Source organism: Vagococcus bubulae, from assembly GCF_003950315.1.
Lineage (GTDB): Bacteria > Bacillota > Bacilli > Lactobacillales > Vagococcaceae > Vagococcus > Vagococcus bubulae.
In genome coordinates this window covers 59273-83921 of record NZ_NGJT01000005.1, presented here as the reverse complement: position 1 = coordinate 83921, position 24649 = coordinate 59273, and the positions used below count along the sequence as shown (strand labels likewise).

General features: G+C 34.4%; 19 protein-coding genes. 16 read left to right on the top strand and 3 right to left on the bottom strand.

What is annotated here, in order from left to right; all coding sequences use genetic code 11:
• Positions 1-3: 3 nt before the first annotated feature.
• Complete coding sequence (locus tag CBF36_RS04220; protein WP_125956907.1) at positions 4-924, bottom strand: PTS sugar transporter subunit IIAB; 921 nt, start codon at positions 922-924, stop codon at positions 4-6.
• A gap of 178 nt (positions 925-1102) precedes the next feature.
• On the opposite strand from CBF36_RS04220, the gene CBF36_RS04215 reads away from it, so the two are divergent.
• A complete protein-coding gene (locus tag CBF36_RS04215; protein WP_125956905.1) occupies positions 1103-1810 on the top strand; it encodes a GntR family transcriptional regulator in 708 nt (235 codons plus the stop codon).
• A gap of 18 nt (positions 1811-1828) precedes the next feature.
• On the opposite strand, the gene CBF36_RS04210 is transcribed toward CBF36_RS04215, so the two are convergent.
• Positions 1829-3607 (bottom strand): glycoside hydrolase family 35 protein, encoded by a 1779-nt coding sequence (locus CBF36_RS04210; protein WP_125956903.1) that lies wholly within the window; start codon positions 3605-3607, stop codon positions 1829-1831.
• Between the two features lie 13 nt (positions 3608-3620).
• The gene (locus CBF36_RS04205; protein ID WP_125956901.1) at positions 3621-4775 is read right to left on the bottom strand and encodes a glycoside hydrolase family 88 protein; all 1155 of its coding nucleotides are present in this window, start codon (positions 4773-4775) and stop codon (positions 3621-3623) included.
• Positions 4776-4955: 180 nt separating this feature from the next.
• Here CBF36_RS04205 and CBF36_RS04200 point away from each other — a divergent pair, with 180 nt between their 5' ends.
• From CBF36_RS04200 to CBF36_RS04130, 15 genes are all read left to right on the top strand, one after another.
• Positions 4956-5678 carry a GntR family transcriptional regulator gene (locus CBF36_RS04200; RefSeq protein WP_125956900.1) on the top strand — a complete coding sequence of 241 codons (723 nt, stop codon included), beginning with the start codon at positions 4956-4958 and terminating at the stop codon, positions 5676-5678.
• A 19-nt stretch (positions 5679-5697) separates the two neighbouring features.
• Positions 5698-6858: an SIS domain-containing protein gene (locus tag CBF36_RS04195; protein ID WP_125956898.1), complete on the top strand. Its 1161-nt coding sequence runs from the start codon at positions 5698-5700 to the stop codon at positions 6856-6858.
• A gap of 20 nt (positions 6859-6878) precedes the next feature.
• Entirely contained in the window at positions 6879-7871 is a 993-nt protein-coding gene (gene lacD, locus CBF36_RS04190; protein WP_125956897.1) for a tagatose-bisphosphate aldolase, read from the top strand.
• Between the two features lie 11 nt (positions 7872-7882).
• Positions 7883-8815 carry a hexose kinase gene (locus CBF36_RS04185; RefSeq protein ID WP_125956895.1) on the top strand — a complete coding sequence of 311 codons (933 nt, stop codon included), beginning with the start codon at positions 7883-7885 and terminating at the stop codon, positions 8813-8815.
• A gap of 178 nt (positions 8816-8993) precedes the next feature.
• Positions 8994-10505 carry a phosphohexomutase domain-containing protein gene (locus tag CBF36_RS04180; RefSeq protein ID WP_125956894.1) on the top strand — a complete coding sequence of 504 codons (1512 nt, stop codon included), beginning with the start codon at positions 8994-8996 and terminating at the stop codon, positions 10503-10505.
• A 58-nt stretch (positions 10506-10563) separates the two neighbouring features.
• The gene (locus tag CBF36_RS04175; RefSeq protein ID WP_125956892.1) at positions 10564-11055 is read left to right on the top strand and encodes an arginine repressor; all 492 of its coding nucleotides are present in this window, start codon (positions 10564-10566) and stop codon (positions 11053-11055) included.
• A gap of 224 nt (positions 11056-11279) precedes the next feature.
• The gene (gene argS, locus CBF36_RS04170; RefSeq protein WP_125956890.1) at positions 11280-12974 is read left to right on the top strand and encodes an arginine--tRNA ligase; all 1695 of its coding nucleotides are present in this window, start codon (positions 11280-11282) and stop codon (positions 12972-12974) included.
• A 105-nt stretch (positions 12975-13079) separates the two neighbouring features.
• Positions 13080-13832: a DeoR/GlpR family DNA-binding transcription regulator gene (locus tag CBF36_RS04165; protein ID WP_125956889.1), complete on the top strand. Its 753-nt coding sequence runs from the start codon at positions 13080-13082 to the stop codon at positions 13830-13832.
• Positions 13829-14749: a 1-phosphofructokinase gene (pfkB, locus tag CBF36_RS04160; protein ID WP_125956887.1), complete on the top strand. Its 921-nt coding sequence runs from the start codon at positions 13829-13831 to the stop codon at positions 14747-14749. Before CBF36_RS04165 ends, pfkB begins: the two co-directional genes overlap by 4 nt.
• An 11-nt stretch (positions 14750-14760) precedes the next feature.
• Entirely contained in the window at positions 14761-16707 is a 1947-nt protein-coding gene (locus tag CBF36_RS04155; RefSeq protein WP_125956885.1) for a PTS fructose transporter subunit IIABC, read from the top strand.
• 139 nt (positions 16708-16846) lie between these two features.
• A complete protein-coding gene (gene gshAB / locus CBF36_RS04150) occupies positions 16847-19129 on the top strand; it encodes a bifunctional glutamate--cysteine ligase GshA/glutathione synthetase GshB (RefSeq protein ID WP_125956884.1) in 2283 nt (760 codons plus the stop codon).
• Positions 19130-19318: 189 nt separating this feature from the next.
• Entirely contained in the window at positions 19319-20173 is an 855-nt protein-coding gene (locus tag CBF36_RS04145; protein WP_243637972.1) for a PRD domain-containing protein, read from the top strand.
• 131 nt (positions 20174-20304) lie between these two features.
• A complete protein-coding gene (locus tag CBF36_RS04140) occupies positions 20305-22191 on the top strand; it encodes a beta-glucoside-specific PTS transporter subunit IIABC (protein ID WP_125956882.1) in 1887 nt (628 codons plus the stop codon).
• Between the two features lie 39 nt (positions 22192-22230).
• Positions 22231-23700, top strand: a complete 1470-nt coding sequence (locus CBF36_RS04135; protein WP_125956881.1) for a glycoside hydrolase family 1 protein — start codon at positions 22231-22233, stop codon at positions 23698-23700.
• A gap of 84 nt (positions 23701-23784) precedes the next feature.
• A complete protein-coding gene (locus CBF36_RS04130; protein ID WP_125956879.1) occupies positions 23785-24627 on the top strand; it encodes an HAD family hydrolase in 843 nt (280 codons plus the stop codon).
• The last annotated feature ends 22 nt before the right edge of the window (positions 24628-24649 follow it).

The window sequence follows — 24649 nt, the reverse complement described above, 5'->3', positions numbered from 1 at the left end:
TTTTTAACGAGTGAGTTTTTCCATAAAATTGATGATTGGATCATTTGGTACAAGTTGAGCTGTAATATCAACTCCATGCTCTGCAATTTTTTTAAAGACAACTTCTTCATCTTTTGTCACTTTGATGCTTTTAGTAACTTCTCGAGCGCCTTCTTTGTGACTCATGTTTCCAACATTTATCCGGTTAATATGTCCGCCTTCTTCAATAAAACGTAAAACATCAGTAGGATTTTTGAACAAAATGAACAAACGTTGTTTTCCATACTTACCCGAATTAATATTTTTAACAGCCTCTTTAATTGTCAATACTGATAACCTCATAGATGTGGGAGCAGCCATTCGTAAAGAAGATTTTTGTAATGGATCTTGTGCCGCTTCATCATTAATGACAATGATGCGTTGGGTATTTAAACTTGTAGACCAAATACCAGCTACTTGTCCATGAATGAGCCGTTCATCAATTCGGATATTCACAATGTTTTCTTTCCCTCTGAATTCAGCATATTGATCTAAATTAATTTCTTCTTGTTCCTTAATTTGTGTGCTTTTTTCTAATTGGTTTTTGACATTTATAACACTTTGTCTAGCGCTTCCAATAAGCTCTTTAGTACTTGCTTGCTCATTAAGAGTGGCTTCTACCACCAAAGGAAGTGACATTCCGGCAATAATCTCGACATTTTCATTGTCAACATATTCTTTTAATGCGACATTACATGGCGTTCCTCCTAGTAAGTCAGCGATGATGAGTGCTTTTCCAGATATGGTTGACATTGTACTAATGAGATCTTGTTTAAATTGCTTGTCATCTCCATCGTCTTTTAATGAAACAATATGTACAGATGGTTGTTTTCCTGTAATCATTTCTAAACTATGTTTAACACCTTGAGCCATGTCGCCATGACTAATTAAAATGATGTCTCTCAATTGAACCCCTCCTATTTTACTAAAGTTGATAACTTAACATGTTAGGTTTTTACAATATTAATATATCATTTAATATACTATTTGTAAACACTTTCTTTCTTTATTTTATTAAAAAAATAAGGTATATTTATAATAACAACTTAATATGTTAGGGCGTATTTTTGAAAGGAGTGAAAAGATGATTCCTAAATATCAACAAATCAAAAAAGATTTATTGGAAGAAATAAGAAATCATGTGTTTGTACCAGGGGATAAATTTTATTCAGAAGCAGATATAAAAAAACGATATTCTGTTAGCTCGATTACAGCAGTTAAAGCATTAAATGAATTAACCGCAATGGGTTATCTTTACCGGATTCAAGGGAAAGGAACGTTTGTTTCAAAAGCAAAAATTTCTCAAACAGTCCGATTTTCAGATATCGAAAATCATTCAATAGATACAGAAGAAACTCGAGTATTATCTGTTACTCAAGAAAATCATTCAGAAATTTTAAAGAAATTAAAGTTAGCTAAAACAGATAGTTACTATAAAATAGTGCGTGTTCGTTCATCGGAAGGCGTACCATTTATTTTGACGATGACTCATCTACCTAAAAAACTAATGAAAGAACCTATTAGCCAAAATTTAGACGATTACATTAGTATTTATGACCGAGTTAGAAATGATTTTGGCGTTGATTTATTTACACAAGCATCTGTTGAAACGAATGAAATTGTTTTTCCAGACGATTCGTTTATTACAAATGAACTAAGACTGAGCTTTAGAGAACCGGCTGTGCTTCAAGAAAAGTGTACTTATTTAACGGATAATAGTGTGGCTGAATATATTGTAAGTTATAAGCATTGGAAGGCATTTAAAACAAAAATAGAAGTCGAGGCAGAATAATTGCTTCGACTTCTTTTTTTATAGATAGAGAGGGGAGTCTGAGAAGGAGACATTGGTGATATTTTTTCCTTCTGTTTCAAAAATAATGATGTCATTTTCACCAACATGTAGAAATTCTTTTGGACAGTATAAGGAAAGATAAGGGCCGCGATTCCAATAACGCCCTAAATTTACTCCGTTGACGATGATGACGCCTTTTCCATAATTTGAGCAATCAATATAAGTGTCCCCAATATCATCCAAGTGGAAAGTTGTTTGGTAAAAAGAGGGATGATTAGGATTACTTTGTTTATTGAAATCGATAGCGTTTAATTGTTCTGAAGACATGGTAAGAGGGTAGTGTTTAAATCCTTGATGGAAGTGGATATCATACATCACGCCACCACGAATACCTTTCATTTGTGTTGGATTATTTAATTTATACCCATAATTAACCCGTCCCATATTTTCGATTAAAATACTCATTTTAATGGTCTCTTTGTTGTTATCACCATTTAATATCAGCTCATTTCCATTTGTCTCTTGATACTGAGTAGCTAAGTGTGAACCATCAGTATAAATCTTCAACCGGTCACTAGCTTCTACAACTTTTAATTTATTGTCATGATGATAATTTTTTAATTCAAAATCATATAGTAGATAGCCATATCCATTACTAATTGTTTCCATTGTTAAAGGGTAGGAAGAGTAAACAGGAGTCATCATATCATCTTTTGTATGGAAAAATGACACACTTTTTTGAATGGGAAATGACCCTAGATTTACGAGTTGTTTCACTCGTGGTTTTGCTTGCCAAACATCAGGACATACTTCTTTAATCGCCTGCTGTACCAAATAATATTTCTCAGTAGGTTGTCCACTTTCATTAAGAAGAGCATCATAATCATAGCTTGTTACTTGTGGCAAATCTGTATTACCACGAGCAGAACACCCATTATAAAATCCGAAATTTGTCCCACCATGAAACATATAAAGGTTAATAGACCCTAGCTGTAGCATGTCTTTCACTTCATTCGCTAAATCTTTTGGATCGCGCTTAATAATATCTTCACCCCAACGATTGAACCAACCATCCCAATATTCCATGGACATGATGGGCCAAGACTTGTTGTGTTCAGCCATGAATTCTTTTAAAACTGCAGCATTTTGAATGGACTGACTGCCAAAATTACCGGCGACAAAAACATCTTCATCAATTAATGAGCCAGCATCTAATACTTCTTTCCAAGATCCATCAGAAGTAAAGAGAGGGACATCAATACCATAACTTTCGACTATCTTTTTAGTCGCAATTAAATAGTCTTTTTCCATTCCATAAGAGCCGTATTCATTTTCAATCTGCATCATGATAACAGGGCCACCTTGGGTAATTTGTAAAGGACGTAACTTTGGTAATAACTCATGGTAATAGTTCGCTACTTTTTCCATGAAGATGGTATCAGTTGAGCGTAAACGAATCATGCCATCTTTTAGTAACCATGCTGGTAAGCCGCCGAACTCCCATTCTGCACAAATGTAAACAGAAGGTCGCAAAATGACATATAGTCCCATTTTTTGTGCTAATTTTACAAAAGATTCTATATCTTTCATGCCACTAAAGTCAAATGTTCCTTCAGTTGGTTCGTGTATATTCCAAGGGATATATGTTTCAACAGTATTAGCACCTAATGCTTTTAGGTTAAATAAACTGTCTTCCCATTGATTAGGAGTCATACGAAAATAATGAATGGCCCCGCTAATGATTTTCATGGGTTCACCATCTAGTAAAAATTCTTTTTCTATGCTGAAAGTTTGCATACCAATTTCTCCTTTACCAATATTTTTCCCAATTAGGGTTTGCTAAGCTCATTAGAGTTTCTAAATAAAAATAATCACCCCATAGATTGGGTTCATCAACCCCTTTTCCCTCTTTATGAGAGTAAACACCATGAAGCAACAATCCTTCGTTTTCAGGGTCATCTTTTGATGTGTAATCTTGTCCCAAACGGTAAATCATTCCTTTTGCTAAATCTTTTGCGTTTGGATAAACAGCTTGTTTATCTGCTTCTAGTAAGCCAGATGCAGCTATTGCTAAAGAAGAACTATCTTTATCAGATGGATTATTATCATTAAAATCATAATCCCAGTAAGGTACTAAGTCTTTAGGTAGCCCATCAATAAAGACATCAACAATATGTTGGTAGATTGTTGGGTAAGTAGGAGATGGATTTAATCGTTCGAATAAAGGAATCCCTAAAATGGCCCAACTTTGTCCACGAGCCCAAATAGAATCATCTGCATTTCCTTGTCTAGTGGCCCCATAGGTAGGCAATCCTGTTTCGGTATCAAAATAAAAAGTATGATAGGTTGAATAGTTATCACGTACGACTGTATTTAGGAGCGTTTTATAGTGAGTTTGAGCAATATTTTTATATTTAGGGTTGTTGGTGAGATGAGATGCTTCAATTAATAAAGGTAAATTAAGTAATGAATCAATAATTAATCTATATTCATTAGGGTCACCATATTTTCCCCAAGCTTGAATAAAGCCACCTTTTTCTTGGAAGCGTGCAGCTAACACATCAGCTGCTTGTATTAATTCTTTTTTATAGTGCTCATTTTTTGTTATGTTATACCCAGCTCCAACAGATAGACTATATAAAAAGCCAATGTCATGATGGTCTAAAATAAAATGATCGTCCAGTCTTTTTTGAAAACTATCAATGTTTTTCTTAGCCAATGTTAGAAAAGAGTCTTCGTGTGTCCATTCGTAAGCCATCCACAACATTCCTGTCCAAAAACCATTTGTCCAATCGTCATTGTCTTTTATTCTGTATACACCATTGGTTGCACATGCAGATGGAAAGTGTTCCCCGTAGCGAGTCATATTTTTTCTAATTTTACTGATACACCAATCAATTTCTGATGTAAGCCAATCTAATGTGACATGTTTACTTAAAGATATGAGTGCCTGTTTATTCGCCATTTTATTACCTCCATATATTAACATGTTAAGTTAAAGTCATTGTACAATAAAACTGACCAAAAATAAAGCGTTTTACGAACGGAAGGGAGTATTATTGTAAAGGGTTGACAAAAAAATAGATATCATAGATAATGCAAGTGGTTACTACCAGTTGGTATTAAAGTGGTATTAGGAGGGAATATGGAATCAAAAAAACAATCACTCTATGGGAAGTTAGTAGATGATATTAAAGAGTCAATTGAAAAAGAGCATAAAGCACATGACTTATTACCATCAGAAAGAGAATTGGCAGAAATATATGGAGTTAGTCGCACGACAGTAAGGCTAGCTTTACAAGAGTTAGAAAACTTAGGTTTTATCTATAAAAAACACGGTAAAGGAACTTTTGTATCAAGTGTTTCAAATAGTATTTTAAACTTAACAGGTGCATATAGTTTTACAGAACAAATGAAATCATTAGGAAAAGAACCCACAACGAAAATAATTGACTTTTCTGTTGTAGAAAGCAATAAGTATTTAAGTGATCAATTGGGTGTACTGAAGGGGAGTTCATTAATAAAAATAAAGCGTTTGAGATTAGCAGATAATGAACCAATGATGTTAGAAAGAACGTACTTACCTTATAAGCGTTTTGAAGGATTGACAAGTCAAATGCTAGAAAATAAACCAATGTATGATGTTTTTTTTGATACATATCATCAACGAATTAAATACGCTGAAGAAGAGTTTTATGCCAGCATTGTAAGTGATAAAGACGCAGAATGTATTGAAGTTCCATTAGGTTCTGCTGCACTTAATTTGGTTAGGAAAACAGTCAATCAAGAAAATGAAATTATAGAGTATACGCTTAGTGTGGCTCGAGCAGATCAATTTAGGTATAAAGTATTACATAATAGAAATTAACTAGAGGGAGTGCATAATTATGTTAGATTGGACAGATAAACAATTAGAAGACTTAGGTGCTGTGATTACAACGAATGAAATAAAACAGCAGCCAGAGTTGTGGAATGAGGCATTAGATATATTTAATGCCCATAAAGAAAAACTAAATCAATTTTTGGAAGCGTTCAAAAAAGAAACAACAGACAAAATACGTGTCATCTTTACTGGAGCCGGAACATCTGCATATGTTGGAGATGTTGCACAACCACATTTAAGACGTTATGGTGATACTTCTCAATTTATATTTGAATCTATTCCTACAACGGATATTGTATCGTCTCCTTTAAATTATTTAAAAGAAGATGAACCAACGTTACTTGTATCATTTGCTAGAAGTGGAAATAGCCCAGAGAGTATAGCGACCATCGAACTAGCTAATCAAGTCGTTAAAAATGTTAAACATTTGATTATTAGCTGTGCTCCAGAAGGAAAACTAGCAGTAAATGCAAAAGAAGACGCTAATTCTTTTGTTATTCTAATGCCGTCACGTTCAAACGATCAAGGGTTTGCCATGACAGGAAGCTTTTCATGTATGACGCTAACCGCTTTATTAGCATTTGATTGTGTTCATAAAGAACATGATGCCATTGTTTCAGCTATGTCTGAAATGGGTCAACAAGTTCTAGATATGGAAGATGTTTTGGCAGACATTGTTGCAAATGAGTTTAATCGTGTGGTTTATCTAGGGTCTGGAAGTTTATCAGGATTGACTAGAGAAGCGCAGTTAAAATTATTAGAATTAACAGCTGGAAAAATTGCAACAGTATTTGATTCATCTTTAGGGTTTAGACATGGTCCTAAATCCTTTGTTGATGACAAGACTTTGGTATTTGGCTTTATTAGTAATGACGATTACACAAAACAATATGATTTAGATATTTTAGAAGAAATTAAGGGTAATGGCATCGCAGTTGAAACCATTGCTTTGTCACAAAATAAAACAAATTACAGTGGAAAAAATATCTTTCTAACAAACGATTATCAATTGTCGGACGGATTTTTAGCATTACCATTAGTGATGATTGCTCAAGTAATCGCACTTTTAACTTCTGTTAAAGTAGAAAATAAGCCGGATACCCCTTCACCAAGTGGTACAGTAAATCGCGTCGTTCAAGGCGTGACCATTCATCCATTTAAATAAAATAGAAAAGAGGGTTTATGATGAAAAAAATTAGTGAAAAAAAATTAGCACGAATGAATCATTTGTCGACAAAAGAGGGTGTGATCGCTGCACTTGCGATTGATCAACGTGGGGCATTAAAACGAATGTTGTCAGAACAAGGGTTTAATGGCGATGTTGAATCTGCAATTGTCGAATTTAAAGAACTTATTTCAGAGTATTTAACTCCCTATTCTTCTTCTATTTTATTAGACCCAGAATACGGCTTACCTGCTTCTAAAGTAAAAGTAGAAGAATCAGGTCTTCTATTCGCTTATGAAAAAACAGGATATGACGCCACTGAACCTGGTCGCTTTCCTGATTTATTACCGGAATGGTCAGCTTTGCGATTAAAAGAAGTAGGTGCTGATGCGGTGAAATTTTTACTTTATTATGATGTGGACGAGTCAGATGAGATTAATGAAAGAAAACAAGCTTTTGTAGAGCGCATTGGGTCAGAGTGTGTAGCGGAAGATATGCCGTTTTATCTTGAACTATTAACTTATGACGCCCTAATAGATGATGCAAAAGGAAAAGATTACGCAAAAGTTAAACCACATAAAGTCAATGAAATGATGAAGGAATTCTCAAAAGATCGTTATCAAGTGGATGTCTTGAAAGTGGAAGTACCAGTGAACATGAATTATGTTGAAGGATTCGCAAAAGAGGCCTCTGATGTCGTGTATACAAAAGAGGAAGCACTAAGTTATTTCAAAGAACAAAGTGAGAGCACACATCTACCATTTATCTTTTTAAGTGCAGGTGTTAGTGCCAAGTTATTCCAAGAGACGCTATACTTTGCAAAAGAAGCTGGCTCAACATTTAATGGGGTGCTTTGTGGACGTGCCACTTGGAAAGATAGTGTCGAAGTCTTTGTCAAAGAAGGAAAAGATGCCGCCATTAAGTGGTTAAACACACAAGGAAAACAAAATATGGACGAGCTAAATGAGGCATTGCATGCGACTGCCTCATCTTGGCACACTAAATTATCATAGTAGGTGACCAGATGATTGTATCAGTAACGATGAATCCATCTGTCGATATTTCTTACCCATTAGATACGCTCGTAATAAATGATGTGAATCGTTGTGATCAGGTGAGAAAAACAGCCGGTGGTAAGGGATTAAATGTGACGCGTGTGATTCATCAGATGAATGAGAAAGTAGTAAGTACCGGTCTTTTAGGTGGGATGCTAGGAGCATTTATTCGAGAAAACTTATCGAAAGAAGGAATCAACCATCACTTTTCTGACATAGAGGGTGACACAAGAAATTGTATTGCTATCTTACATGATGACGGAAAACAAACAGAAGTGTTGGAGTCTGGTCCGGTTATTTCTGAAGAAGAACTTGTCGCGTTTGAAACCATTTTTTTAAACTTAGCTAAGACAAGTCAAGTCGTGACGTTATCAGGGAGCTTACCAAAAGGTGTGCCAGTAGATTACTATTCTCAGTTGTTGACGTTGTTATCTGACAGTCAAACAAAAGTAATCTTAGACACATCAGGAGATAGTTTGAAATGTGCTTTAACAGGGGAACATAAACCTTATGCCATCAAACCCAATAGTGACGAATTACAGGCTTTAATTGGAGAAAAAGTAACAGAAGATTACACCAATTTACCAGATATGTTAACGCATCCCTTATTTGATGGTGTTGCGTTAATCATGGTATCGCTAGGGAAAGATGGGGCGTTTGTGAAATATGAAGACTCGTTTTACCGAGTGAAGATTCCAACAATTTCTGTCAAAAATCCAGTAGGTAGTGGCGATTCAAGTGTGGCAGGGCTTGCGATTGGACTGGCTAAAGAGTTACCCATAGAAGACACTTTAAAGTATGCGATGACTTTAGGAATGTTGAATGCGATGGAAGACACGACTGGTTCTGTTGATGTGACTCAATTTAATCAAATTTATGATAGAATTTTTATCGATAAATAATAATAAAGACGATAGGTTTTGTTAAAACAGAATTTATCGTCTTTTTAAGCGTTTATGAAAATAAAGTAAAAAGGAAAAGTCAGGTGTTTTTTGATATAATGTTTGTATGACACATGACTATAGAAATCATAGATATAGTGTTAAGGTGAAATAAGTACCTAACTAGGAGGATGTTTATATGACAGAGTTAAAACGATTACAAAATGGTTCTGATATTCGAGGTATAGCAATTTCTGCTGAGGGGTTTGAAGCTAATTTAGAAGCAAAGCAAGCGAAACAAATTGCTAAAGGGGTAGTTGCTTGGTTAAGAAAAGAAAAAAAAGTGACACATTCACCTATAAGAATTGCTATTGGGCAAGATAGCCGTTTATCTGGAGACTCGATAAAAGAGGGACTGATTCAGTCGTTATTAACAGAAGATGTTCATGTGATAGATACAGGATTATCAACAACTCCAGCTATGTTTATGGCTACGCAATTTGACGCATTCAATGCAGACGCTGGTATCATGATCACAGCAAGCCACTTGCCTTTTTATTATAATGGAATTAAATTATTTACCAAAGATGGTGGAGCAGAGCATGAAGATATCGAGTTCATTTTAGAACATGCTCCTGTATATATAGAAGATACTGAGATAAAAGGAACGCTTGAAAAACAAGAAGTTATTTCGGACTATGCAAATGATTTAGTGGAGAAAATACAAAAAGAAACTGGAAATAAACAACCACTTAAAGGGTTTCACATTGTATTAGATGCTGGAAATGGTGCGGGAGGATTCTTTGCTGAAAAAGTGTTAGAAACGTTAGGAGCAGACACAACAGGTAGCCAATTTTTAAATCCTGATGGACATTTTCCTAATCACATTCCAAATCCTGATAACAAAGAAGCTATGGAAAGTATTAAACAAGCCGTTTTAAATCAACAAGCCGATTTAGGTGTGATTTTTGATACAGATGTTGATAGAGCAGCTGTAGTGGATAAAACAGGCGAAGTGATTAATCGTAATAATTTGATTGCCGTGTTATCCCACATTGTGTTAGAAGAATCTCCTGGGGCAACGATTGTAACGAATTCCCCAACATCTAGTCATTTGAAAGATTTTATTGAAAGTTTAGATGGAAAACAAGTGCGTTACTTATGTGGGTATCGTAATGTTATTAATAAAGGCATTGAATTAAACAACCAGGGAATCGATGTACCACTATCTATTGAAACAAGTGGTCATGCTGCGTTTAAAGAAAATTATTTCTTAGATGATGGTGCTTATGTGGTGGCTAAAATTCTGATGTTATTGCCAAAATTAAAAGAAAATAATCAAGAATTGAGTGACCTGATTGCCAACTTAAAACAACCTGAAGAAACAACTGAAATTCGATTTAAAATTAGCGGTGAAGATTACCGAATATCAGGAGAATCGGTTATTGCTGCGATGCATGATTTGGTAGCAGAAACGCAAGGTTTTAGTATTGATATGGATAATGAAGAAGGAATTCGTGTTAATGTTAGTGAAGAATTTGGTTCAGGTTGGTTTTTACTACGCATGAGTTTACATGAGCCATTACTGGTCCTTCAAGTTGAAAATGATGAAGTTGGGAAAAATCAACTAGTATTAGAAAAATTATCGCCATTTTTCTCTCAATATGATTTTTTAAATACAGATAAGTTAAAAGAAAGTCTTGAGAAATAGCGTTGTATTTAGTAAGATAATGAATACCTATTTATTATGAAAGATAGAGGAGAGGCACGTGAATAAGAAAGAGCGCCAAGATATTTTAAAAAGAGTGATTTCTGACAATATAATTGAAAATCAAGCCGATTTAATTCGTCACTTAGAAGACGCCAACGTTCACACAACACAATCAACTATTTCTAGGGATATGCGTGAATTAAATATTATAAAAAGTCATGGTCAAGATGGTATTTCTTACTATAAAATATTAACCACTAGTAGTGATGAGTTGAAAGACGCCACACAATTAACTGATGAGGAGCGTTTAAAAAAATTAGTTTCAGAGGTCGGGGTATCGCTTACTCAAATCGAATTTACTAATGTATTAAACGTCCTTCCAGGGAACGGACAATTAATGGGCGTATTGATTGACAATGTTCGTCAAACGTTTAAAGAAATGGTTGGATGCATTGCTGGTGATGATACGATTTTAATTTTATCTCAATCAAAAGATGAAGCAACGGAAGTGTATGAGTACTTTGATCAATTTATGATAAATCAGAGATGAGTGTTTAAAGAAAAACAGGAATAAATCTGTATTTTTAGTTAGATTTTTAAGTGAAGTATTGCTATAATATACCGAGTAGGAATGATGCTTGTTCGCGTAAGAGCGATATCAATATAGTAACTATTGAATAAATAAACTAGTTTATGACTATTTATGTCGTCTCCTGTTAAGACACTAACTTAATAGGATGACGTTTTTTTATTAATATGAGGAGGATTCACTTTATGAATTTTAAAGAAATGATTGCTAAAGATTTAACAGCCGTACTAGGTGAGCAATTAAGTTATGAGGATATTTTAAATTTGATTGAAAAACCAAAAGTAAGTAGTCATGGAGATTACTCTTTTCCAGTATTTTCTTTATCTAAAATCCAAAGAAAAGCACCAAATGTGATTGCAGAAGAACTATCTAAAGAAATTGAGACGAAAAATTACGAACAAATTACACCAATGGGGGGATACATCAACTTCTTCCTTAAAAAATCAGAAGTGAGTAACACAGTATTAAATGAAGTGGTATCTGAAAAAAATCATTATGGTGATTCAACACTTGGGCAAGATAAAAATGTTGTCATTGATATGTCTTCACCAAATATAGCAAAACCTATGTCAATGGGTCATTTGCGCTCAACAGTTATTGGAAATTCATTGGCTGAATTGGCGGCTAAAGTAGGATACACACCAGTAAAAATTAATCATGTGGGTGACTGGGGAACACAGTTTGGTAAATTAATTGTGGCATACAAAAAATGGGGAGACGAAGCAAAAGTTAAAGAAAACCCAATCAGTGAGTTACTTTCTCTATATGTCCATTTCCATGAAGAAGCAGAAAAACACCCAGAACTTGATGATCAAGCTCGTGCATGGTTTAAAAAATTAGAAGATGGCGATGCTGAGGCGATTGAATTGTGGACATGGTTCCGCGAAGAGTCGTTAAAAGAATTCCAAAAAGTATATGATATGTTAGGGATTGAGTTTGACTCATATAATGGTGAAGCATTCTATAATGACAAAATGCAACCAGTGATTGATATCTTACTTGAGAAAAACTTATTAGTTTCAGATGATGGTGCTGATATTGTCAATCTTGAAAAATATGATTTAAATCCTGCATTGATTAGAAAATCAGATGGAGCAACACTTTATATTACACGTGATTTGGCTGCTGCAATGTATCGTAAAGAAAACTATGATTTTGATGAATCAATTTACGTGGTGGGAAATGAACAATCGATTCATTTCAAACAATTAAAAGCTGTGTTAAAAGAAATGAATTATGATTGGTCAGATGATATTAAACATATTCCGTTTGGCTTAATCACATCTAATGGTAAAAAATTATCGACACGTAAAGGAAATGTTATTCTTTTAGAAGAAGTGTTGAATGAAGCAATTAATGCGACACAAAATATTATCAATGAAAAAAATCCAACGTTAGAAAATAAAGAAGAAGTGGCGCATCAAGTAGGTGTAGGAGCAGTTGTATTCCACGACCTTAAAAACGATCGTTTGAATAATTTTGATTTTAACTTAGATCATATTATTCAATTTGAAGGAGAAACTGGTCCTTATGTCCAATACACTCGTTCAAGATGTGAAAGTATTTTAAGAAAAGCAAACTGGACTGCACCAACAGCCCATGAAGATTATTCTTTATCAGATGATGAATCTTGGGAAGTAGTGAAAGCATTATATAGTTTCCCAGCCAAAGTTCAAGAAGCTTATAAAAAATATGAGCCATCTGTTGTTGCGAAGTATTTAATTGATTTAGCTCAAAAATTTAATAAATACTATTCTAAAACTAAAATTTTAGAAGATAATAATGAAAAAGAGGCTAGATTAGCTCTTGTTTATTCAGTATCTGTTGTCATTAAAGAAGGATTACGTTTATTAGGTATTCAGTCACCAGATAATATGTAAATTAGGAAGGAAGAGGGAAACCTCTTCTTTTTTTGTTCTACTTTGAATGTTTTTGATTGATTTTGAATGTTTTTGATTGTATAATGCATGTATGGAGTGAGAACTATGTTAACTGAAGAAAGACAATCAAAAATTTTAGATGAATTAAAATCAAAAAAAGTCATAAAAGTTCGAGAGTTAATCGAAGAACTAGGTGTATCTGAATCAACAATTCGACGAGATTTACAAGAATTGGAAGCAGAAGGTTGGTTGGTTCGTATTCATGGAGGGGCTAAGCAAGTTTTTAGATTAGAACCTGAATTAACTATGAAGGAAAAATCATCCAAAAGCGTTCATAAGAAACAAGAAATCGTTCAGTTCGCAGCTTCTTTAGTAAAAGAAGGAGATGTTGTTTACATTGATGCTGGGACCACGACATTAGAGTTACTACCACTTATTAAAGATAAAGGCGTTTCGATTGTGACAAATTCAGTTCACCATGCTTGTGTATCGACGGATTTAGGAATGGATACGATCATTATTGGAGGTAGTATTAGAAAAAATACAACAGCATCAGTCAGTCAGTTAGGTGGCGAGCAATTGCAACGGTATTTTTTTGATAAGGCTTTCATGGGGGCGAATGGTGTTCATCCGATTTATGGGTTAACTACGGCAGACCCAGAAGAAGCCATGATGAAACGAACAGCGATTCATCAAGCACAGCAAGTTTATTTTTTAGTAGATGATACAAAGTTTGATAAGTTAAATTTTTCTCAAATCGAGTCAATCGACACAGGGGTTATTTTGACAAATCAGTTAACAGAGAAACAACGCTCACAGTATCAAGGGGTTGCAACAATAAAGGAGGTAATAAAATGATTTATGCATTAACATTAAATCCAGCTATTGACTATGTGATTAGCGTGCCAGGATTTGAAGAAGGTAAGTTGAATAAAACGACGAAAGAGTACAAATTTCCAGGTGGTAAAGGAATTAATGTCTCAAGAGTATTGGCACAACTAGGTGTCCAATCTCAAAATCTTGGTTTTATTGGTGGGTTTACAGGTAAATTTATTGAAGAGCAGTTAATCAATCATGGTCTGCAAAATAACTTTATCCATGTATCAGGTGACACACGAATTAACATCAAATTAAAAGGTGAAGAAGAGACTGAGATTAATGGTTTAGGACCTTCTATTAAACAAGAAGATTTAGATGATTTGAATGTCCAAATCAGCAGTTTAACACCAAAAGATTGGTTGATTTTATCAGGCAGCTTACCAATGGGCGTGCCAAAAGATATTTATGTCACATTATCAAAAATGGCACATGAACAAAATGTTCCATTTGTAGTAGATATTAGTGATGCTAGTCTGTTTGATGTATTACAGTACAAACCATCATTAATTAAGCCAAACGAACATGAATTAGCCGATTTATACAATGTTGAGTTTAAAACATTTGAAGACATGTTGCCTTACGGGGAAAAATTAGTTCAACAAGGTGCTAGAAATGTGATTATCTCAATGGGTGCCAATGGAGCTGTCTTATTTAATGAAACAGGTATTTATCGTGCCAAAGGATTAACAGGAACATTAGTTAATTCAGTAGGATCAGGAGATTCTGTTGTTGCAGGGTTTGTTAGTCAGCTAAGTCAAGGTAGTGATGCTGTAGAGGCATTTAAAACAGGGATTGCGTGTGGAAGCGCGACAGCATTTAGTGCCGATTTAGCGACAGCTGAAGAAATTAAACACCAGTTATCACGTGTTGAAATTGACGTTTTAAAAGAATACTAGGGGGAAATAAAATGAAAATTAATGACTTGTTAGTTAAAGATTGTATGATCTTGGACTTAAAAGCCACTGATAAAAAAGGCGCCATCACAGAGATGGTAAACAAATTGTATGAAACAGGCCGTATTGATGACAAAGAAGTGTTTGAAGAAGGGATATTAGCTAGAGAAGCACAAACAACAACTGGCTTAGGTGACGGAATCGCTATGCCTCATGCTAAAAATAAAGCGGTAGTTAAACCAACTGTTTTATTCGCTAGAAGCAAAGCAGGCTTAGATTATGAAGCATTAGATGGGCAACCAACTTATTTATTCTTTATGATTGCGGCTCCAGAAGGCGCAAATGATACCCATTTACAAGCATTAGCTAGTCTTTCTCGTTTATTACTAAATCCAGGAATGATTGCTGATTTGAAAGAAGCCAATACACCTGATGAAGTATTATCAATTGTTGATAAAGCAGAGAAAAAATTAGACGAAGAAGAAAAAGAAGTTGTTGAAGAAGTGGAAGATGCTCCATTTGTTGTGGCTGTTACTGCTTGTCCAACAGGTATTGCTCATACTTATATGGCAGAAGATGCATTGAAAAACAAAGCAAAAGAAATGGGTATTAACATTAAAGTTGAGACAAACGGTTCTGAAGGGGTTAAACACAAATTAACTGATGAAGAAATCGCAAGAGCAACAGGTGTTATTGTCGCAGCTGACAAAAATGTTGAAATGGCTCGTTTTGAAGGTAAAAAATTAGTTAACCGTCCAGTAAGTGATGGAATCAAGAAAACAGAAGAATTACTTCGTTTAGCAACTGACGGTAGTGCCTCTGTTTATCACCACTCATCAAGTGGAAATGAAGAATCTAGCGAAGAAACAACGTCAGGTTCAGTTGGAGCTAAAATCTACAAAGATTTAATGAACGGTGTTAGTCACATGTTACCATTTGTTATCGGTGGTGGGATTGCGATTGCTTTAGCCTTCCTAATCGACCAAATGATGGGTGTGCCACAAGATCAATTAAGTCAATTAGGAACGTATCATCCAATTGCGGCTTACTTTAAAACAATTGGGGACACTGCATTTGGTTTCATGTTACCAGTTTTAGCTGGATTTATTGCGTCAAGTATTGCTGATCGACCAGGTTTGGTTGTTGGTTTTGCTGCAGGTGCTATGTCAGCAAGTGGGGTGGCATTTGGTCAATTAACTGACACTATTCCTTCAGGTTTCTTGGGCGCTTTAGTTGGTGGTTTCCTTGCCGGTTATGTGATTGTATTCTTGAAATTTATTTTTAAAGGATTACCAAAAGCATTAGATGGGATTAAATCTATTCTATTTTATCCAGTATTTGGCTTATTGATTACCGGATTTTTAATGTTATTTATTAATATTCCAATGTCTGCTATTAACAATGGATTGAATAATTTCTTAGCTAATCTTTCAGGTGGAAATGCAGCATTATTAGGTGCGTTACTTGCAAGTATGATGGTTATTGATATGGGTGGTCCAATCAATAAAGCAGCTTACTTATTTGGTACAGGAACACTTGCAGCAACTGTTGAAAGTGGTGGTAGTGTGGTGATGGCATCAGTTATGGCGGGTGGTATGGTTCCACCATTAGCAATCTTTATTGCAATTATGTTGTTTAAAAATCAATTTACTAAAAAAGAACAAGAATCAGCTATACCAAACTTAATTATGGGATTCTCATTTATTACTGAAGGAGCGATTCCTTTTGCCGCATCAGATCCATTACGTATGATTCCAAGTTTTATTGTGGGAGCGGCTGTAACTGGTGGTTTAGTGGGAGCGTTAGGGATTAAATTAATGGCGCCTCATGGTGGTATCTTTGTTATTGCGTTGGTAAGTAATCCACTGATGTACCTATTATTCATTATTTTAGGAGCATTTATTAGTGCGATTGTTCTTGGAACATTACTTAAAAGAAAACAAGCGAAAGCAAAAGCTTAATTAATCATTTAAAAGTCAGTCGTTTATGTTAAACATAAATGGCTGACTTTTTTTGGTAGGATAAACAAAAAATTATGGTTTGAAAACATGGAATGATATAATATTCACTAGAAAAGACAAAGGGAAAAGGTCAAAGACAATGAAAAGTTTACAAATACATTTAACAGATGAAAGAATCCAATCCGTTCTTTCTGGATTTAAAATAGGATTAGAAAAAGAAAGTCAACGTGTCACATCTGACGGTCAATTAGCAACAACAGACCATCCAACTTCTTTAGGTAGTCGTAGTTTTCATCCATATATTCAAACAGATTTTAGTGAGACCCAAACAGAACTGATAACACAAGTTTTTGATACGGATAAAGGAGCTATCGAGCAGTTAGAAGCGTTGCATGATGTGGTAGTGCGTTCAATGGAAAATGGCGAAAGATTGTGGCCTATTAGTATGCCGCCAGATTTACCTGAAGATGATCGTGATATTAAAATTGCAAAATTAGAAAATCAAGGGGATATTAACTATCGTCGTTATCTAGCAAAAGTTTATGGCAAAAGAAAACAAATGGTGAGTGGTATCCATTATAATTTTGAATTTTCTCATGATTTATTATTAAATTTATTTCAAATCCAAACAGAGTATAGTGATTTTACGTTATTTAGAACAGATGTTTATCTAAAAGTTTCACGTCAATATTTACGTTATCGTTGGTTAATCACCTATTTATTTGGCGCAAGCCCTTATGCTGATAAGAGATATTTTACAGATAAAGAACCAGAACAACCTGTAAGAAGTATTCGAAATAGTGAGTATGGCTATACAAACCGACCGGAGATTGAAGTGTCTTATCAAACCATCGATCAATATGTTTCAGATTTGGAAGAGTTGGTCGATAATGGTGAGTTGATTGAAACAAAAGAATTTTATTCTTCTGTTCGTTTACGTGGTAGTGATAATGTAGAAGAATTATTGACACATGGTGTTAGTTACATTGAAATTCGTAATATTGATTTGAATCCATTTGAACGTACTGGTGTTTCAGAAAGTACCTTACGATTTTTACATTTATTCTTGCTGACATTATTATTTTTAGATGAAGAATCAACTGATGCCAAACAGATGCTCGATTTAGGGACAGAATACAACAATAAAGTATCTTTAGAGCATCCACTAGAAAAAACCATGTTTCAAGAAGAAGGTGAGTGGTTATTAGAAAAACTGATGCAACTAAACACTCAATTAACCACACCTTTTGATTGTTCTGATTTATTGAATGAAGCAAAAACAGTATTAGCTTATCCTAATAAAACATTAGCAGGGCAAATGTTAGAAGTAATGACAGAAAAAAGTTGGACTAACGAAGAATTTGGACGTCATTTTGCGAATCTTTATTATGACCAAGCTTTTGAAAAACCGTATCAATTAGCAGGTTATCGAGATATGGAGTTATCAACTCAAATTTTTATGTTTGATGCGATACAAAAAGGGGTCAAAGTGGAAGTGATGGATCGGGTGGATCAATTTTTACGTTTATCATTTGATGGTCAAGTTGAATATGTTAAAAATGCTAATATGACGAGTCGAGATTCATATGTTGTACCACTTATGATGGAAAATAAAACAGTCACAAAAAAAGTTCTAGCTAAAGCTGGCTACCATGTACCTGGAGGAAAAGAATTTTCAACAGTGGATGAAGCCTTAATCTCTTATCCTATTTTTAAAGATAGTCCCATTGTTGTAAAACCTAAATCAACTAATTATGGATTGGGTATTTCTATTTTTAAAGAAGGTGCAACAAAAGAGGATTATGATGAAGCGGTTCGGATTGCCTTTAGTGAAGATGATAGTATTTTAGTGGAAGAATTTCTTCCCGGAACAGAGTATCGTTTTTTTGTACTAGATGGAAAGACAAGAGCCGTTATGTTACGAACACCGGCCAATGTATTAGGGGATGGTAGACAGACGGTAGCTGAGCTAGTAGCAGAAAAAAATAAAGATAGCTTACGTGGTACACATCACCGAGCACCGTTAGAAAAAATACAGCTAGGTGATATTGAACAATTGATGTTAAAAGAACAAGGTCTAACACCAATGAGTATTCCTGAAAAAGATCAACGTGTGTCTCTTCGTGAAAATTCAAATGTTAGTACAGGTGGCGACTCACTAGATGTGACAGAAGAGATGAATGATAGTTATAAACACATAGCCGAATCTGCTGTGGAAGCGTTAGGAGCTAAAATTTGTGGGATAGATTTAATTATTCCAGATAGTACGATTCATGGTAATAAACAAGATGCTCAAACATATGGTATCATTGAGGCTAATTTCAACCCAGCAATGCATATGCATATTTATCCTTATGCTGGTGTAGGACAACGATTGACAATGGATGTCTTGATGTTATTATACCCACAGTTGAATAACTAACTATCTTACAGTAAATAATCTAGAATATTTTTCTAGATTATTTTATTTTTGTGGTTGACACCGTTTTCTAAAGGTGGTATATTTAATTTACAGAACAGATGGAGTGTAACTGATACGATCAGGCACCACCAAATTCATTGTAGATAGGACTACTTTGATTTGGTGTTTTTTTGTTCCTAAAATGAGGTGATGTCAATTCTATCGATAGTAAAATCCTTAAATAATAACTTAGTGTTAGCAGTTAATGACAACGATGAAGAGTTTGTATTATTTGGTAAAGGTATTGGCTTTAAAAAGAAAAAGAATGATTTAGTTGATGAATCACTCATTACAAAAACCTTTTTAAGCAAAGATAATCAAAACATGGTTGCCATAATAGAAAATATTCAACCAGATGTATTAGATGTGACAGAAAAGATTGTGTCATATGCTGAAAAAGAGCTGAATAAAAAATTAAATGCGAGTTTATTAATCGCTTTGGCTGATCATATCCAATGTGCGATTGATAGACAAAAACAAGGAATTGATTTACCAGAAAATACGATGCAATGGGAAATCCCTTTCTTGTACGCGAAAGAATATGAATTAGGAAAAAGTGCGTTAGAGAAAATTCAATTAGAGTTAGACGTACTATTACCACCATCTGAAGCAGCGTTTATGGCCCTTCACTTTGTGAATGCTCAAGACGGTGTGGAAACAATGGATGAAACCATTTTTATTACCAAAATTTTAAAAAGTATAGTAAAGAGTATCCAGACATTATTTAATGTCTCGCTAAAAAAAGACAGTTTAAATTATTCACGATTTGTTACCCATATACGTTATTTTATGAATCGACAGTTACATAATCAAACGCAACAAAGTAATGAAAATGAGAAATTATTTGACATTATAAAAGAACAATACCCTAAGAGTTACGCATGTAGTTTAGTTATCAAAGAAATGTTGCAATCGGATTATGGGTTAGAAGTGAGTAATGATGAGTTAGTTTATTTAATTATACATATTGAACGAGTAGTTTCTGATACTCAAGCATTGGATTAGGCGTGCAACAGTTATTGGCATAAACCTAAACAAGCATTTCGTAAACACAAGTGTTGTGTTGCGTTTGTTTGTTTAGGTTTTTTGTTTGAAAAAAAATAAAACTTAACGAGTTATCCTAGGAGGAGAAAACGATGAATAATCGTGAGTTAGCAGAAAATATTGTTAGAGAAATGGGTGGCAAAGAAAATATTACCCAAAATTGGCATTGTATTACTAGACTAAGATTTAACGTAGCAGATAGTAAAAAAATTAATATTGAAGCAATCAAACAATTAGATGGTGTGATGGGAGCGCAATTTCAAAGTGGACAGTTCCAAGTCATTATTGGTAGTGAAGTGGCAAATGTATTCCAAGAAGTGGATCAAATCACTCACGGAAGTATCAGTGAAGAAGCTGCCCAACCATCATCTTCTGGAAATGTGTTAGATAAAATATTTGATGTGATATCAGGTATTTTCACACCAATTTTAGCAGCGATTACAGGTAGTGGGTTATTAAAAGGAATTATGGCTATCTTAGTTTGGGCTAATATGCTAAACGCAGAAGGCTCAACGTATATGATATTAGATGCCATATCGAATGCAACGTTCCACTTTTTACCATTCTTAGTTGCGTTCTCTGCAGCAAATAAATTTAAGACGAACCCATCTTTGGCAGGAGCGTTAGCCGGTATTTTAATGTATCCACAGATTATGACTTTAGCTGATGCCGGAGAAGTAAGTAGTGTGACATTTTTAGGATTTTTAAATATCCCAATGAATAATTATGCTTCGTCTGTGTTACCAATTATTTTGGGTGTATGGTTGATGAGTTATGTTGAAAAATACGCGAAAAAAATTGTGCCTAAGTCTTTAACCATTATCTTTGTTCCATTGTTAACCTTGTTAATCACAGCACCACTTGTTTTAGCCTTTATAGCACCACTTGGTACATTTATAGGAACATACCTTGAAATGTTCTTTACTAAACTATTTGGAATTGCTGGACCGGTTGCTGGAGCATTAATGGGTGGTCTGATGCCATTAATTGTTGTGACTGGGATGCATTATGCTTTTTTCCCAGGAACATTTGCAAGTCTTGGCAAATTAGGTTATGACATTATGTTGTTACCACTTAACTTAGTTGCTAACTTGGCTCAAGCTGGGGCAACATTAGGCGTGTTAATTAAAACAAAAGATACAAAAATGAAACAAATTGCCGTATCAGCTTTTATCCCAGCCTTATTTGGAATAACTGAACCAGCTATTTATGGTGTAACGATGAAATTAAAAAAACCGTTTTACGCTAGTATGGTTGGTGGGGCTGTTGGTGGAGCAATTTATGGAACATTTGTGGTAAAAACATTTAGTTTTGCTGTTCCTGGACTATTAGCTTTACCGACTTATATCGAAAAAGGAACTAACAATTTCTTATGGGCGGTTATTGGAGTGTTGGCAAGTTTTGTTGTAGGTCTAATCGTGACGCTTGTTATGCCTTTTGATACCGGAGAAGAATTCGCTGTAGAAAATAAAGAGTCAACAACTACAGAAGATCAGTCATCTATTGTAGAAAATAAATCTCATAAAGTCATCGCACCACTTACTGGTGAAATAAAAGAATTAGCAACATGTCCAGATGAAACGTTTGCTTCAGGAATTGTTGGAAAAGGGTTAGGTGTTATCCCAGCAGGTGATTTTGTTTATGCACCTTTTGATGGAACAGTTACCATGACAACACCAACTAAACATGCAATCGGCCTTGTTTCAAATGATGGGGTGGAGTTATTAATACATGTTGGATTAGATACAGTGGAGTTAAATGGAAAAGGATTTGAATACTTTGTTAAAGAAGGCGATGTCGTAGCGCGTGGTGATAAATTATTATCATTTAATCGTCAAGAAATTACTGAAGCAGGTTTAAGTTTATACACACCAGTCATTGTGACAAACACACCAAACTTTTTAGATGTTGTCCAAGCAGTTGGTGAAGGAGAGAATGTGACTGCTGGTGAAGAAGAAGTATTAATTGTTGTTAGCTAAATAAATAATATATAGATAGAATAATAGGAGGAATTTAACATGAAACAATTACAATCAGGATTTCCACAAGGATTTTTATGGGGTGGCGCAACAGCTGCTAACCAAATTGAAGGAGCATATGACGAAGGAGGAAAAGGATTATCAACTTCAGATTATGCAGCATACAAAGATCCTTATGCAACTGGTAAAGTAGATAACTTTACATTTGACGTGACATCTAAGGAATTAGCAGAATATAAAGAACATCCAGAAAAATATTTATTCCCAAAACGTTGGGGAATTGATTTTTATCACCGTTACAAAGAAGATATCGCGCTAATGGCAGAAATGGGATTCAAAACATTCCGCGTATCTATTTCATGGGCACGAATTTTCCCAACTGGTTTAGAAGCTGAACCAAATGAAGAAGGATTAGCATTCTATGATAAAGTGTTTGATGAATGTGCGAAATACGGAATTGAGCCACTGGTTACGATGTCACATTATGAAATGCCAATTACTTTAACAGAAAAATATAATGGATGGGTTAGCCGTGAATTGATTCCATTATTTGAAAAATTTGCTCGTGTTATCTTAACTCGTTACAAATCAAAAGTAAAATATTGGATTACATTTAACGAAATGAATATGAATTTAAATAGTCTATACACAGGAGCAGGTGTACTAGAAGATTTAATCGCTCCTGGACAAAAATTACAAGCGACTTATCAAGCATCACATCATCAATTTTTAGCAAGTGCTTTAGCCGTTAAAGCATGTAAAGAAATTATTCCAGATGCTAAGATTGGGTGTATGATTAATCAAATTGAATCTTATGCGTTAACAACAAAACCTGAAGATCAATTACAAGCATTAAAATCAAATCAATTAAATATGTTTTATCCTGACGTTCAAGCTAGAGGGGAATACCCAAGCTACATGGCAAGATACTTCGCTGACAACGACATTCATGTTGTAATGGAAGAAGGCGATGAGGAGATTTTAAGAGAAGGAACAGTTGATTATGTTGCCATTAGTTACTATATGTCTCACGTAACAGAAGCCAGAGAAGATGCAGCTAAGTTGGCAGGATCATTTGATAGCCCAATTAAAAATGAGTATTTAGAATTATCACAATGGGATTGGCCAATTGATCCAATCGGGTTACGTATTTCTTTAATGAAATTATATGACCGATATGAAAAACCATTATTTGTTTGTGAAAATGGATTGGGAGCAAAAGATGAACTAACAGAAGATGGTAAAATTCATGATGATTATCGTATTGATTACATTCGTCAACATGTGGAACAAATGAAAGAGGCAATCAAAGATGGCGTTGATTTAATGGGGTATACAACATGGGGATGTATTGACTTAATCAGTTGTGGAACATCTCAAATGAGTAAACGTTATGGCTTTATCTATGTTGATCAAGACGACGAAGGAAATGGTAGTTTAGAAAGATATCGTAAAGATTCATTCTATTGGTATAAAGAAGTGATTGAATCTAATGGCGAAAACCTATAAAATGGTATAATAAATGAAACAAGTCTAGATAATTTATCTAGACTTGATTTTTTCAAAAAAATAAATAAATAAGGGGAGATAAATATGAAGAAAATTGCTTTTTTTGATATAGACGGCACACTTTGTGATAGTAGTGGTCAGGTGTTAGCTTCAAGTAAAGAAAGTATTCAAGCTTTTAGAGATAAAGGGAATTTGACTTACATTTGTACAGGACGATCAAAACCAGAAATTCTAGACAGCATTTTGGAAGTAGGCTTTGATGGTATCATTGGTGCAGGTGGGGGCTACATCGTAATAGATGATGAAGTTGTTAAACATCAAACAATGGATGAGACAGTGGTTCACCATATCTTGACTTATTTTAAAGAAAATGACATTGGGTATTATTTAGAAACAAATGATGGATTATTTGGTAGTGACAATTGTGTTCGAAAAATCAGAGAAGAGATGAAAACAATCTCTGAAAATACGGGTGAGCCATTTGATGATTTAATCAATAAAATGGCTTGGTTTGAAGAAGTATTGGAATCACATAAACATGATGAGGTTGACTATACAACAGTCAATAAAATATCATTTATCAACAATACCGTTCCTTTTTCTGATATTGCTGAAAAATTTGGAGACGAATGTTACATGTATCATTCAACTGTCGAATTATTTGGTCCACAAAGTGGAGAAATTGCAGTAAAAGGTGTTGATAAGAAAAATGCTATTGAGTTTGTATTAGAAAAATTAGGTATGACAAAAGAACAAACAATTGCGTTTGGTGATGGTGACAATGATATTGTTATGTTTGAAGCAGTGGATTATGGGATAGCTATGGATAATGCTACAGATAATTTGAAAAAAATAGCTTCAGAAATCACTGATAGTGCAGACGATGATGGTATTGCTAATAGCTTAAAGAGAAATGGTTGGATATAAATAACATTAAAGAAAAAAGCTG

Coding starts and splice junctions, on each gene's coding strand:
- CBF36_RS04210 (WP_125956903.1), bottom strand. CDS start 3,607: ATGCAAACTTTCAGCATAGAAAAAGAATTTTTACTAGATGGTGAACCC.
- CBF36_RS04155 (WP_125956885.1), top strand. CDS start 14,761: ATGAAAATTAATGACTTGTTAGTTAAAGATTGTATGATCTTGGACTTA.
- CBF36_RS04195 (WP_125956898.1), top strand. CDS start 5,698: ATGTTAGATTGGACAGATAAACAATTAGAAGACTTAGGTGCTGTGATT.
- CBF36_RS04205 (WP_125956901.1), bottom strand. CDS start 4,775: ATGGCGAATAAACAGGCACTCATATCTTTAAGTAAACATGTCACATTA.
- CBF36_RS04180 (WP_125956894.1), top strand. CDS start 8,994: ATGACAGAGTTAAAACGATTACAAAATGGTTCTGATATTCGAGGTATA.
- CBF36_RS04130 (WP_125956879.1), top strand. CDS start 23,785: ATGAAGAAAATTGCTTTTTTTGATATAGACGGCACACTTTGTGATAGT.
- pfkB (WP_125956887.1), top strand. CDS start 13,829: ATGATTTATGCATTAACATTAAATCCAGCTATTGACTATGTGATTAGC.
- CBF36_RS04200 (WP_125956900.1), top strand. CDS start 4,956: ATGGAATCAAAAAAACAATCACTCTATGGGAAGTTAGTAGATGATATT.
- gshAB (WP_125956884.1), top strand. CDS start 16,847: ATGAAAAGTTTACAAATACATTTAACAGATGAAAGAATCCAATCCGTT.
- CBF36_RS04165 (WP_125956889.1), top strand. CDS start 13,080: ATGTTAACTGAAGAAAGACAATCAAAAATTTTAGATGAATTAAAATCA.
- CBF36_RS04145 (WP_243637972.1), top strand. CDS start 19,319: ATGTCAATTCTATCGATAGTAAAATCCTTAAATAATAACTTAGTGTTA.
- CBF36_RS04135 (WP_125956881.1), top strand. CDS start 22,231: ATGAAACAATTACAATCAGGATTTCCACAAGGATTTTTATGGGGTGGC.
- CBF36_RS04215 (WP_125956905.1), top strand. CDS start 1,103: ATGATTCCTAAATATCAACAAATCAAAAAAGATTTATTGGAAGAAATA.
- CBF36_RS04185 (WP_125956895.1), top strand. CDS start 7,883: ATGATTGTATCAGTAACGATGAATCCATCTGTCGATATTTCTTACCCA.
- argS (WP_125956890.1), top strand. CDS start 11,280: ATGAATTTTAAAGAAATGATTGCTAAAGATTTAACAGCCGTACTAGGT.
- lacD (WP_125956897.1), top strand. CDS start 6,879: ATGAAAAAAATTAGTGAAAAAAAATTAGCACGAATGAATCATTTGTCG.
- CBF36_RS04140 (WP_125956882.1), top strand. CDS start 20,305: ATGAATAATCGTGAGTTAGCAGAAAATATTGTTAGAGAAATGGGTGGC.